Here is a 13,498-nt window from a genome sequence, read left to right on the forward strand (position 1 = left end):
TCCGACGCTATATTAACAAAGCTTAATTTGATTAAAAATATTAACCTTCGGAAACTTTCTTGGAAAAGTTGTGCGTCTTGATGTATTCCGCAAACACCTGCTTGAGTTGGGATTCTATCGCCACCTTGTTGAAATTGTTCCTATAATTCTTGGAAAGTTCTTTCTGCTCATCCGCATAAGCCAGGAAAATATCGAAGTCATATTCGTCTAAACCGTAATCTGTGTAATAGTCAATATTGACGACCGCTTTCACGCGTTTGTAGAATTCTTGTTTCTCCGTATAGTTGGCTGAGGTTTTTGGCGACTGTGTGGCCTTACCGACCAATTTGCCAATCGCACCGGCCAGTTTCACCATATCCATTTGTCCTGCCAAAAGATTAGGTTGCTGGAAAGAGGAAGGCACTTTTGCTGACGGCCCAACCTCGTTTGGAGGTGTCCGCATATAATTGTTCATTGCCATATTGAGCGCTGTGACCTTTGGCGGTGGATTGAGTCGTGAGACATCTTTTTTCAGGATCCCGGTTGGGCGGAAGGTGAGTTTGACCTCTTCTATTTCCAGTGGGATTGTGAACAATTTGACGTCTAAGCTTTTTGAGAAATTCTCGACATTTACAATCAGGTTTTTACGTTCATAGCCCTGTCGTGCTATCCTTAGTTCGTCGGAAGCTTTTGCAGCGATAACAAAGTTTCCCATAAAATCTGAGACCACGACTTGGTCTGTTCTGATATTGACGATGCTGGCATTGGGAAGTTTGTCGCCATTCTCATTGGAGATGTTTCCCATCACATATTCTGATTGGGAAAATGCCTTGATAGAGAAGAGAAATATAAAAAGTGATAGTAATTTGATTTTCACGGACTGTACGTTTTGTGCAAAATTAATTCTAATTGAGGCTGTTATTATGTGAAGGTGATTTTTGGAACGGTAGTTTAACCGACTTTAAGGAGTTTTGTGATTTTTTTAGAAATTGTGTGATTTGGTTTTGTTAATTTAATTTGGAAATATTTTTGAACGAGTTAAAATATTTTGAACGCAAAGCCCGCAAAGATTTTTTTGATTATTGTTGAAAACATTTTTAAGGCTCGCAAAGACGTAAAACTTATCAAAGGTCGCAAGGATAATTTAAGGTATTCGCAAAGATACTTCGACAGGCTAAGCATAAACTTCAAACTTATCAAAGGTCGCGAAGTAAAAAAAAGGTTTTTGTCCGTTTAAGTTTCTTAATATTCCGATTTTTTGGGTGAAGTTCTAAATATGACAAATCTTGGATTTTTGCGAAGCTGCGTAAGGGATGGTAGTGGAAATCCTTTTTGTCTTTATCAAATCGTCTTTCGCAGACCAATGTTGAATGACAAAAAGATTGCAGCGGACAGCCCGACCCGAGCGGTTGGCCCTTCGAGAGCCTCAGGATGACAGCGGTGGCGAGGGATACGCCCAAATCATAAATGATGAGTGACGAATGATAAACGATGAATTATAAGTGGTGATTTGAATTGCATTGGTAAATTAATTTTTTGTAAATTTGTAGTCTTATTTTAAAATTGGGGTTGACTGGTTTCGACAGCAAGGCCAATGGGTAAGTAAGCATGCAGAGAACCGTAGCGCGATCTCTTAAATCCCTTGCTACACACTTTTAACTGGCAACGAAGAGTTCGCTCTTGCAGCTTAATCCGAAGCTTAGTAGGATCCAGCGCTTTCCCGAAGATAGTAAGGAAGCAAGATGTCTCACAAACGCTCTGTTCTGCGGCGTTTGATTCTGGGGCATAGCAATGCAGAAATAAGGTTTTGGGAACTTCGACCAAAATTCGAAAATTTTAGAAGATAAGGTTTAGGTTGGGTGTTTGCTCTCTGCCTGAGCTCGAAAATCAATAGCGAAATAAGCATGTAGAAATCTTATGTATTGCTTGTTTGGACGAGGGTTCGAATCCCTCCAACTCCACGCAAAACCCTGTAAATTGTTAATTTACAGGGTTTTTTATTCCAAGGTGCTAGTTTAGGTGCTAGTTTTAAATAATTTCTTTTTGAAAAAAACTTTAAACCAATAATTATTACTACTTAAAGAAAATTGTTTTTCTACTATACATATCTCTTAAAGTATTTCTACCTTAGCAACATCACTCAAAAGCCATTCTCAATGGCATCTTAAAAGTAGAACGAACATAATCCCCATCCATTTTACCTGGAATCCATTTCATTTTAATCGATTTAACTGCAGCTATAACCGAAGAATTAAATTGTGCATTTTTTCCTTCAGATTTTAGATCAGTCACTGTTCCATCTTTTTCAATAGTAAAACTCAGTTCACTTGATACTATTCCTTTAGCTTCGATTTTAGAAAGATCCAGATTCTCAGTAAACTTCTTCCTGAATGCATTAATTCCTCCTGGAAACTCCGGCGCTTGTTCTACCTCATTGTAAATTTTGTTGTTATCCGTTTTTGATTCTTTTGTATTTTGGGGATATGTTTGAACTCCAGTTGTGGGCAGTTCCTGAGCATAGGAAATGATTGATAAAAGCAATCCTATAAGTGTTATTTTTATTTTCATTTAAATAATTTTTACAAGTAATTGATCGTTTTGTGAGACTGATTACTTATTTTTTTATCAATATTACTAAGTAAAAAATTGCAAGATTACAAAATACATATATTTCGAACTTGGCTAAATTAATATTTTTTAATACTAATTATCGATTTTCTAAATTTAATCTTACAGTTTCATTTTTAGCACTATTTTAGTATATGGAAAAAATGTTAAATCATATCAGACAGATATCTTATCCTATAAATGCACAACGATATGAGTATGAATACGAAGTTAACTCCTCACCTTTGGGCAGAAATGATTTTTATAAGATTTGGCTTATTCAAAGCGATACAAGACTTCATTTTAACGACAGGTCAGTATATATCAATAAGCCTGCAATTTTCTTCAGTAATCCTAATGTTCCTTATGGTTATGATATTTTAAGTGAGCAGCAGAAAGGATACTATTGTGTTTTTAAAAAAGAATATCTAAATATTTTGGCACTGAAAGAAAATGCAATGGGTTCACCTATTTTTAATGCAGACAATGTTGATATTTTTTTTCCTGAACCAAAACAGCTTGAAACGATTATAAACATATATAATTTATTAATTAATGAACTTAACACCGATTTTTCATTTAAGGAAGAAGTTGTTAAATATTACATATATCTTCTGATTTATGAGGGTCTTAAAATTCAGAATAATAAAGCCTTACCATCAAAAAACTCTGTAAAAAGGATTGCTTATCAATTTTTGGAATTGCTTGAAAGGCAATTCCCGTTACAATCGCCCAATCAATACCTTAAGTTGCGTATGGCTTCCGATTATGCATCATTATTAAATATTCACGTGAATTCACTCAATAAAGCTGTAAAAGAAATCACCGGAAAAACTACCACTCAGCACATTTCTGAAAGAATTTTAAATGAAGCAAAAGCACTATTGAAATATAGCGGCTGGAATATATCCGACATCGCATACGCACTGGGTTTCTCTTACTCCAATCATTTTGATACTTATTTTAAAAAAAGAGAAGGCATAACTCCTTCTGAATATAGAAAAATCAACATTTGAATTTTGTAGTTATTGCAGTGAAAAATATACTTTCTTGAGTCGCCTTATCTGTAATTTTGTAATCAAATAAATAAAAAAAATGTGGACAATAGAAAATATTCCTAATCAATCAGATAAAACTGCCATTGTTACAGGAGCCAACGCAGGTATAGGATATCAAACAGCATTGGCTCTTTATGAAAAGGGTGCTGATGTGATCATCGCTGCCAGAGATGAAGATAAAATGAAAATGGCTGTTGAAAAAATTAGTAAAATATCTGGAAATGGCAGTATTTCCTATATGGTTTTGGATTTAGGAAATCTAAAATCTGTTTCCGATTTTGCATCTGATTTTAAAAGCAAATACAAAAAATTAGATCTTCTGATAAATAATGCCGGAGTAATGGTTCCTCCAGCAGGAAAAACCGTAGATGGATTTGAACTTCAGTTTGGTATTAATTTTATTGGCCACTTTGCATTAACCTGCTACTTATATCCTTTATTAAAAGATACTAAAGACAGCAGAGTTGTAACACTTAGCAGCGGTGCTCATAAATTGACTGATACTATCGATTTTGAAAATGTCCGATTGGAAAAACCTTATGATGCAAGATCTTCATACGCAATGAGTAAGTTGGCTGATATAACTTTCGCTATTGAGCTACAGAGAAGAATTAATACGAAAGGAGATCACATTATTTCAGTATCATCTCATCCTGGAGTTACTAGAACCGATCTTCAAAGACATCTTGATAATCTTGAAGAAAGATTTGCAGCATACCCCGCAGTCATGGAGGCACCCCAAGGAGCATTGTCAACTTTATATGCAGCTACTTCCCCGGATATTACAGGTGGAGAGTATTATGGTCCTGATGGTGAAGGAGAATTCTCTGGATTTCCAGCAAAAGCCTCCATCGGTGAAAATGCAAAGGATCCAAACTTAGGAGAAAAATTGTGGCGTTTTGCAGAAAATAGTACTAATCTATTTTTTCCGTAAGCCTTAAATAATCTGTTCTAACTATATCGTAATCTAAAATTTATCGATATTGTTACATCCTGAAATAGTAAAAAAAAACGTTTTTTGAGACGTTTTTTTATGTTTACAAAATCGGATAACACCAAACATTCAGCAAACAAATTTTCTAGGATTACAAGTAAGTATTAAGCATCTTTGGATTGGCGAACTTTTTACTTTTTAATGCCCATTTTTTTAATTTCTTCGTCCGTATGATGATCAAGAATTTTAGCATACCTGTAAAAAGTTGCTCTGGTCAATCCGAAGGGCTTATAAATATCTTCCGGACGTTTAGTGACATCTTTGTATATAGTGCGCAGAAGTAGTAGTTTAGAAATTGTTTCTTTAGTATAACCCTTAGGTCTACCTCCCAATCTACCTCTTGCTCTTGCAGATTGTAAACCAGCATTTGTTCTTTCTCTAATTAATTCTCTTTCATATTCAGCCAAAGAAGCCATTAAATTTAAGAAAAGTCTCCCATTAATAGTTGAAGTATCAACACCATCTACAAGACCTTTTATGATAATTCCTTTATCGCTTAAACTTAAAACAAGATCAATAATGTTTTTTTAAGCTTCGACCTAATCGATCAAGCCGCCAAACATAGAGTTCGTCACTTTCTCTAAACTGCTCAATCATTTTATCAAGTTCCGGGCGATTTTTTGTTGCACCCGAAATTTTCTCCTGATAAATTTTTTCACAGCCTGCTTTTTCTAAGGCTTCAATTTGTTAAAGGTGTCATCAATCAATCCAGCGAGATTGCCTGCTTAATTGGTTGCTTCCTTGCTTTCCTGCATCCTTGCTATCTTGAATTCTTGCTTCCTTGATTGCCATCAATCAAAAGAGATTACTCTGCAATACCTTACGATTATTAGAGTCTTTTTCTCTTTCTTTTATTTTGAATTGGAATATCCTCAGCCTCATAATTGGTACTGTTATTACCGAATTGCAACAGAGAGAAGAGCTGATTTGTGATCTCAGTATCTTTAAAAATCTCATTGAAGGCTGAAAATGGAACCGTATTTTCCTGTGAAATTTTTTGTGCGATTTTTTCCATTTCTGATATCAACTTTTGTCTATCTGTTCTATCCAGGTGTGGATTTCTAAATCTTGAAAATTTGATTTCCCTCTCAACAATATTAATAACAGAATCCAGATATTTTTTCTTTTCAGAAGCAAAAACTGTCGGATTGGTCAATAGTACAGCGTTTTTGTTTTTGGATAGATGCACCTGTTTTTTTAAATCACCAACCTTTGTATTGAGCTCAGTAATTTGCTTCGACTTAGATTCCAACTCCGTTTTATTTTTTAGAAGTATGCTTTTGTATGTTCGAAATGCTTTTTCATAATTGTCAATGGTCTTGTCAGTCTTAATTTTTTTAAAACCTAGAAAATCATTTTCCTTGACAACCAGCTCCTCCGATTTTGTAGAACCCATCTCAGATCTCATCGTTTCATATCTTTCTTCCAACACTTTGAGATCTTCTTCTTTCTGCTGAATCTTAAACTCAATCGCTTCCAATCTTCCTCTGGAACCGGAAATACCTCTTTCCATATTCAGGCATTCTGCTGTCAGATCCTGCATTTTTGAATAATGAAATGATTGGTGTTTAAGTGTTTTGCCAGTATTCAGATCCTGCCAGTCAGCTACCAAATGAGCGTGGTAATTGGGTTTCCATTCTTTCGTATCTTTATCGGTATGCCCTTCATCTTTATGAATAGTAATTTGAAAAACACGGATGCTCAATTCTTCTTCCAGTCTCTTGGCTAGGTTTTGAAGCTCCAGCATCGTTGTATCTTCTTTGATCACGACAACCGCTTCCCGAACAGGCATTGCATTCTTCTGTAATTTTCTTCCTGACTTTTCTTTGCAATACGCTTCGATCTTTTGAATCCTGTCAGCTATTTTCTGTTCCATCCAATATTCATTCTTTGGCGTCAGATCTTTACGGATATAATCGAAAGTTTTCTTCCTGAAATTATGGGTTTCAGAATCGGATTTAACTTCTTTGAAATTAATAGAAGTCTTCATTGCTTTTACATCTTTGTTGTTTTACAGTTTTATGCTTTTATTTCTTTGTTTGAAGTTGTTGTAGTTATATTACTCAGCTTTACATTTTACCTGTGTTTATTTTACACAACTTCCATTAGAATGATCTAGGTCTTTTTTACACAGGTTCAATAAGCTAACCTGATATTATTTTACTCAGGTTAAGCCTCGCAGAGCGTCTTAGAAACTTTGTTGGGAGGCACGACCTTCAAAGTTGCGAATGCGCTCCTAACTTCTGCGTGTAGTTGGTAAAAAATACAGCACGCTTGATCACCGTTTCCTTTTAAATCCATTTGATCTTTTGATCTCCTGCCCCTGATTTCTAACTTCTTGTTTATCCTGTACTGGAAATTTTTCAGATTGTTCAGCTGCCTTATTTGATAGATTATTTTTCATTCTGTGTATCAAAAATTCGTTGAGATCTTTATGGTTTGAATAGATACCTGAATGGTCTTTTGCTTCCGGAAAAGATCTTATAATCTCAGATCTGCATTTAATTCCCGCAGTATCGTTGTCCAGAAAAAGATGGATATCAGGATAGTTTTTCAGATGTTCTAAGGATTTATTTAAAAGAGCAATGGAATTCATCACAAGAATATCTCCTGCAAAAGACTTTTGCAATTCAATAAAAGACAGTGCATCCATAAAACCTTCAAAAACCGCTACACCTTTGACATCTCTATCTTGAATATTTGATATATTCTGACCATTGCTGCTGAGATTTATTAGTGAACAATCCTTTTTCAATAATGAACTTTTGTAAAAAGCATTACGCAATTCAAAACCGCCAGATAAGTTCTCAAAACCAATGGCGTAGAGTTTCTTGCTTCCTATGGTAAATCGTACTTCTTTTATGTAATCATAGACTTTAGGACTTAATGCTCGTCCCTTCAAATATTGTTTCAGGTTAAGATTCTGGAGATCGAGTATTTCATCGATTTTGTAATTTGGTTCAAGCTTTTTGATCTGTTGTTGCTGATGAAAAGAAGAAAAATTTTGCTTCGCTGCCCAATCCAGAACTTCATTGACCGAAGTGTTCAAATATTTTTTCATAAAATCGGTGTTGTTACCACCTAGACCCTCTGAGTGAAGATACCAGGCATTGATTCTTTTATCCAATTTAAAAGAGGCTTGGGATTCGCTGGCAAAGGGGTTGAGATACCAAGCTTCTTTTTCATTTTGTTTAGTTGGAAGGTGTCCGAGAGAAAGGAGGACTTCTTCCAACGATATGCTGTTGAATTGATTGCAGTTCATTTTTTTTTGATTTTTATTGTTTTTAGTAATACTCAGTCTGCATCCTGTTGTTGATAGTGGATGAGTTTGTTTTTAAGTAATTTTTGATGAATTGATGAGAAATTCCTATAAGGGACTGATTAATAATAAATTAAAGTCTCATCAAAGTCTCATCATCTCATCAAATATGAAATATTCTTCTCATCATCCTCTCATCAAAAACCAAGGTTGAAAAATTTGATGAGGCTTTTGATGAGATGTAACTAATTGATTTTAATTTAATTACCAATTAATTCATCATTTCATCAAATCTTTGAAGAATAAAATTCCTTTCAACTGTAAAATAACGCCCTGTTTTGTTCTGTTGGAAAAAACTTAAACCATAATCGAGGTCGTATTTGATATAGGACAAAGAATTACTTTGAGGTTCGAGTTTCCAGTTCTCTTTCAAGATTTTTCGGACATCATTTACCGTCCAATATTGTTTGCTGAACATCTTGCCGAGCATATTGAAAATATCCTGAGGAATACAATGGATCTTGCAATCTTCATTACTTTCGAAAAACTCATATAAAAGCTCGATGATCTTGGATTCCAGTTTATTGTTGTTCTTCCAAACCAATCTTTGGAGAGCCTTTGTTCTGATCTGTGAATCCGTGAACCACATCCTTGTCTGCTTACGACTGTGGAAAGGTCTTTGCATTAAGTATCGAAGAAAATAAGGAATCTCTCTGTTGAGATTTTTTAGAAATTCGGTGTTCTCGCTTTTGATTGATCTAACTTTGATAATCCAGAACCGAATTTCATTTTCATCGATCTGAATGAAGTTGTCTTCATTATTGGAACAGAGAATGAATTTGCCAAAGAATTCTACCTCTTCACGGTCTTTTCCTTTGGCTTCCTTCTTGTCTTTGTCGGTGGTGGAAAGGTATTTTAAGCGTTCCGTAATTTCCTTTTTGTCGAAGAATACTTCATCAATAGCTACTATCAGCATCGAAGTCCAATCTGAATTAAACTGACTGCTGAATGAGTCTCCTTTGATGTAGGTCATATTTAATCCAAAGATGGATTTCAGCCATTTGATGAAAGTAGATTTTCCAGTGGATCTTTCTTTACTTACCAAGCAGAGAATCGGAAGTATCTGTGTTGGATATTCGAGCAATATCTTGATGTAATCTAAACCTAACTCCAATTGCTCTCCGAAAATATGTTCCATAAATTTTAGTGAGAATGGAATTTTGTTTTCTAAAGTTTCAGGACTTATACTTTCATTGATTGGTTGATAAGGAATCTCATTGTAAATATTATAGAATCCGTCGATAATCTGCTTATAGTTAAGATGAGAAGGAATACAGCAGAACCCATCATACTTTGAAACTTTAGAAACGTAGATTTTTCCGTGGTCGCCAATTATCGTTTCACGGTTCCAGCGCACCAAAATTGAAATCTTGTCTCCTGAGATCAATGGCTTCTCAATAGTTTTATAATAGGTTGTGCCTACTCTGAGATATGGGATTTTTTCACTCATATTTTAAAGGTTTGATTCTGTACAGGAAGTTGTACAGAAAGGTGAATTAGAATGCTTGATAAATAAAGCCTTATTTATCTTCTGTACTTAAGCGATTTGACTTCGTTTAAAGCATCCATCAGATCAAAATGATTGACCCTGTAGAATCTTCCGATTTGTTCCGCTTTAATGTTACCTTTTAAAATGTGTGAGCGTACGGTTTGATAATCGAGTTTTAGAATTTCTGAGCACTCTTTGATAGAGTATAGTTTCTTTTTCAACTCAACTTCAGGTTCTTTTTTGAGAGAATAAAGTAAGTCTTTCACTTCCCCTAATTCGTCAAGAATGGTTTGGAATGGATTTGTTGTCTGCATAATCTGTGATATTTAATTGCAGACAAAATTGTATGATTTGAATAACTAACGATGCAATTCTACTCAATTGCGTAAAGTTTAATAATTGATATTAAATAAGTTAAATAGTCCCATTATATTTACATACTTCAAAACTCAGTCGCAAATTGATCACATGTGGAATAAGAACTATTTAAACAACTCTCAGTCTACCATCAGCACTAGTATAAATTGGATTAAGAACAATCCTTTCTTATGAAAATCTATTTTTATTATTATAATTTAAATTTGTTACTGTTAAAGCAGTAAGATAAATATTGCAAACAATACAAAAGCTATTAGAGAACGCAAACGAATGTCGCAGAACGAACTTTTTTTCCAATGTCGCATTTAGCGCACCGATGTAAAGCCGCAAAGAAACTGGCAAGGCAGATCCATCTTTCTTAATTTGAAAAAATCGCACAAGATCTTAGTGTAAAACTGTCTGATTTTTTCGATACAGAAAATAATGCGGAAAATATTAATTCTCTGGATGGATCTGTGATAGAAAAAGTAAAAATGATTGATGCTCTTGACCAAGAGGAATAGAAACCATCTTTAGAACCGTAGATGCTTTGATAAGAAAGAAAAGAATAAAGGATGCACTTCTAATGTACTAAAGTATGTACAATAATAAATAAGCCAACTGAATTGAGTTGGCTTATTTATTTAAATCTGATTTTTATTTCTATTTTTTTATTCTATTCATAAAAGGAAAAGTTTCGTTGTATTCTACCAAAACAGTATCACCGACTTTATATTTTTCATCGTAACTTGGATTAGAATAATCTTTACCATTTATTGAAAACTTATAATAATAATTAAATGCACCTGTTATGAAACCTCTCCTTAATGCATCTTTTTCTTTTACAACTAATCCGTATGTCGTTTGTGTTGAAACAACAGATAATATAGGCCTAAATATTAATACATTTCTATTAAGAAAAATAATTATTAGGAAAATCAAAACTAAAAGATTCTTTTTTTATTCATTTGTTTTATCTTTTAATTTATCTACATTAGAAAATCCTGTGTGGAGGACTTGATGTCTTTCTGCCATACCACTTGCTGTGCAGATATACCTGCGGCAGTATATAGAAATACCGCACTCATGTAGAGTTTTTTCACGATTTTAGTTTAATTTAATAATGTGCGAATTTAATTTTTTAACAAAATTTATCTCTTCATTACAGAGAATTAATATGAATATTATCATATCATTGTGACAAATTTATACAGCCATAACGACAAATCTTGACGTATAATAAAAAAATTGCAAAATGAAAGATTATGAAATAGAAGATATTAAATGACAAAAAACAAATATGAATTTAATGTAGATTAAATTTCTAGTTAGATCATGAAAGAATTTGAGATAAAAGCAAAAAATGAATACCGAAAATCATATTATTCTAAAAAATAGAACAAAAGAAAACTTGATTCTAACTCCCTCTTGAATATACGATTTCCTTGACTAACATCGCTCACAGATAAATAATAACACAATCAATAAATTACTGATTCCTAAATATTTATATTAAACAACTTAGATAATTCTTGATAAATAATTTCTTCAAAGTCACTTGGTTTGACTGTAATTGCTCTTGAAAATGTTCCTTTATCAAATTTGGTATTATATTCGTTTTCCATAGCCTCAATAATTGTGGTATCTTGAAAATCTGGATTAATGATGTGATTGTCTTTTAGAAAACGGTGAATTCTTATAAATGATGATTTTTGATCTACCATCAAATTGTGATTTTCATCGATGAATTTTTTGCCTTTTAAAAATCCGATGAAAATTTTAGAACTTTTATCACCAATCATAATATCTGATAAGCAAATTTCCCTATTAGTTTTACTTTCTAAGACGAAATAGAGAAAAAGTGTAGTTTCGGCACCATTTAAAAAATTCCCCTGCAACTTCATCAGATTACTTGAGCTTAGAAGACTTGTAGATTCTTTTTTGTATTGATCTAAACAATAACGAATCTTCTCTTCAAAATTATGATTTCTTGATGTATCAATATCTTTGAAATGGAAGCTAAAAAAATTCTCTAAATTTTCATATTTAATCAAAAACTCATTCCTCAATTTTTCATTGAGAGCGATTTTAGAGGATTTTTGTTTGGCTTTTTCAATTCTTCTCTGTAACAGCTTCTGAATTTTGTGTCCTCTCATCCAGTAATATATCATCATAGGATAGCCTACAAATTCTTCCCAAAAATTCCAACGTCCGTAAAGCTTTTTTTTATCCATAATCTAAATTAGTGATTATTGAAAAACCTCATTCATATAGTTGATCTTATCATCTTCGCTAGGTCTGTAATAAGCATTAAAGACCTCCAAACTAGTATGACCAGTATAACTCATAATTACTTTATCCGGAACTCGTTTGTTCTTCATTATCGTGATGAAACTTCTTCTTGCTGTATGTGAAGAAATTCTTGTCCAAAATTCAGCTTTTTGATCAACCAGTTCATCGCCATATTTCATAGTCTTCTTTATTTCATCAGTAAACTCTAGCTTTTTAAAAACCTCCTTAATATACTCATTCATCTTCTGATTTGTGATACTAGGCAGGTTATAATCATACTTTTCGAGTATTGATTTAGAAATACTGTTTAAAGGAATTGCTAGGTTTTTAGATTTACTTTTTAAATCGATAACTCGTATGAAATTACCATCAACATCACTTTTTGAAATCGTGCTATAATTGCCAAACCTCATTCCTGTAGTGCATCCAAAAACAAAAAGGTCACGTACCCTTTCCAATCTTTTGTTATCACTGAAGTCATAATTGTATATGAGCTCAACTTGTTCATAATTTAAAGCTATTTCATCAGTTGTGAATTTCGCAGGTTTTTTAAAAGTAATAAAATTGTTATTGTACGTATATTTTTTATTGAGAGCCCAAAGAAGGAAAGTTTTAAGCAAACCGACATTTCTATGTAATGTATTTGCAGAATGCTTTTTTTCTTCAATACAATACTTTAAAAACCTATTGTAAAGTTTATCATCAAATTTTCCCAGAGTAATCTTAACTTTACAATTGCTCTCAAAATCTTCTAGGAGATTCTTATTGCATTTGTAACGCTTTAAAGTAGAATTTGAAATTGAATTCCCAGTATAGTCATTTTCTTTCTCATCTAAAAACTCCTGATAAATTCTAAAGAAATCACTTTTAACAGTAATTTTTTTGAACTTTTCATCAAATCTTTGTTTAAGAATATCGACGGTAAGTTCTTCATTTATGTTCTTATATCGATTAACGATCTCTGTAAAGAAACTGCTGTATCGATTTAATTGCATTTTGACGCTTCGATGAATTTCTGCCCTTTTAGTCCTTCCGTTTATGTCATTTGGTTGTCTGCCCTCAAAATCCCATTCGCTTGGTTTTATTTTCTCACCCGTAGAATAGATGAAATTCTTATTTTCATTGTTGAAAAAAGAACGAAAATAAATCAGAGATTCTTTTGTACCATTGGGTTGCTTGAGCTTGAAAGTATAATTCATCAGGTGCCAGTTTAGGTGCTACTTCTTCTATATTTAGACATAAAAACTAAGTATATTAGCTTATATAAATATAGTTAAAATACTGATAAATAGACACATTATATATTTTAAATTATGTTAAAACATAATAGGTTCAAAAACCTCCAACTCCACACCCCACACAACAAAGGCACTCTTTCAAGTGCCTTTTTTTATTTATTTTTC

13 protein-coding genes and 1 other RNA gene are annotated in these 13,498 nt (G+C 33.1%); 3 read left to right on the forward strand and 11 right to left on the reverse strand.

The window, feature by feature from the left end:
• Positions 1–40 precede the first annotated feature (40 nt).
• Complete coding sequence (locus tag BMW39_RS05630; RefSeq protein WP_131474267.1) at positions 41–856, reverse strand: peptidase associated/transthyretin-like domain-containing protein; 816 nt, start codon at positions 854–856, stop codon at positions 41–43.
• Positions 857–1,544: 688 nt separating this feature from the next.
• Between BMW39_RS05630 and ssrA the strand changes: the two genes are divergently transcribed.
• Positions 1,545–1,943, forward strand: a transfer-messenger RNA (tmRNA) gene (gene ssrA / locus BMW39_RS05640).
• A gap of 172 nt (positions 1,944–2,115) precedes the next feature.
• On the opposite strand, the gene BMW39_RS05645 is transcribed toward ssrA, so the two are convergent.
• Positions 2,116–2,547 (reverse strand): energy transducer TonB, encoded by a 432-nt coding sequence (locus BMW39_RS05645; protein WP_051879791.1) that lies wholly within the window; start codon positions 2,545–2,547, stop codon positions 2,116–2,118.
• A 203-nt stretch (positions 2,548–2,750) separates the two neighbouring features.
• Between BMW39_RS05645 and BMW39_RS05650 the strand changes: the two genes are divergently transcribed.
• Positions 2,751–3,602 (forward strand): helix-turn-helix domain-containing protein, encoded by an 852-nt coding sequence (locus tag BMW39_RS05650; protein ID WP_074719321.1) that lies wholly within the window; start codon positions 2,751–2,753, stop codon positions 3,600–3,602.
• A 79-nt stretch (positions 3,603–3,681) separates the two neighbouring features.
• Complete coding sequence (locus tag BMW39_RS05655; RefSeq protein ID WP_034973006.1) at positions 3,682–4,578, forward strand: oxidoreductase; 897 nt, start codon at positions 3,682–3,684, stop codon at positions 4,576–4,578.
• Positions 4,579–4,769: 191 nt separating this feature from the next.
• Here BMW39_RS05655 and BMW39_RS05660 read toward each other — a convergent pair whose 3' ends face one another.
• The 9 genes from BMW39_RS05660 to BMW39_RS05695 form a co-directional block, all read right to left on the reverse strand.
• Entirely contained in the window at positions 4,770–5,159 is a 390-nt protein-coding gene (locus BMW39_RS05660; RefSeq protein ID WP_221406027.1) for a recombinase family protein, read from the reverse strand.
• On the reverse strand, positions 5,152–5,322 hold the full coding sequence (locus BMW39_RS19720) for a recombinase family protein (protein ID WP_221406028.1): 171 nt from the start codon (positions 5,320–5,322) through the stop codon (positions 5,152–5,154). The genes BMW39_RS05660 and BMW39_RS19720 overlap by 8 nt, the downstream gene beginning before the upstream one ends.
• Positions 5,323–5,467: 145 nt before the next feature.
• Entirely contained in the window at positions 5,468–6,628 is a 1,161-nt protein-coding gene (locus BMW39_RS05665; protein WP_051879792.1) for a hypothetical protein, read from the reverse strand.
• Between the two features lie 288 nt (positions 6,629–6,916).
• Positions 6,917–7,900 carry a toprim domain-containing protein gene (locus BMW39_RS05670; RefSeq protein ID WP_034973008.1) on the reverse strand — a complete coding sequence of 328 codons (984 nt, stop codon included), beginning with the start codon at positions 7,898–7,900 and terminating at the stop codon, positions 6,917–6,919.
• 268 nt (positions 7,901–8,168) lie between these two features.
• On the reverse strand, positions 8,169–9,407 hold the full coding sequence (locus tag BMW39_RS05675) for a primase-helicase family protein (RefSeq protein ID WP_034973010.1): 1,239 nt from the start codon (positions 9,405–9,407) through the stop codon (positions 8,169–8,171).
• A 74-nt stretch (positions 9,408–9,481) separates the two neighbouring features.
• On the reverse strand, positions 9,482–9,760 hold the full coding sequence (locus tag BMW39_RS05680) for a helix-turn-helix domain-containing protein (protein ID WP_034973012.1): 279 nt from the start codon (positions 9,758–9,760) through the stop codon (positions 9,482–9,484).
• 706 nt (positions 9,761–10,466) lie between these two features.
• On the reverse strand, positions 10,467–10,745 hold the full coding sequence (locus BMW39_RS05685) for a hypothetical protein (RefSeq protein WP_034973014.1): 279 nt from the start codon (positions 10,743–10,745) through the stop codon (positions 10,467–10,469).
• A gap of 557 nt (positions 10,746–11,302) precedes the next feature.
• Positions 11,303–12,037 (reverse strand): hypothetical protein, encoded by a 735-nt coding sequence (locus BMW39_RS05690; protein ID WP_034973016.1) that lies wholly within the window; start codon positions 12,035–12,037, stop codon positions 11,303–11,305.
• 15 nt (positions 12,038–12,052) lie between these two features.
• Positions 12,053–13,294 carry a site-specific integrase gene (locus BMW39_RS05695; protein ID WP_034973018.1) on the reverse strand — a complete coding sequence of 414 codons (1,242 nt, stop codon included), beginning with the start codon at positions 13,292–13,294 and terminating at the stop codon, positions 12,053–12,055.
• Positions 13,295–13,498: the final 204 nt, after the last annotated feature.

The organism is Epilithonimonas lactis (assembly GCF_900110605.1).
In the GTDB taxonomy this organism is placed as follows: Bacteria; Bacteroidota; Bacteroidia; order Flavobacteriales; family Weeksellaceae; genus Epilithonimonas; species Epilithonimonas lactis.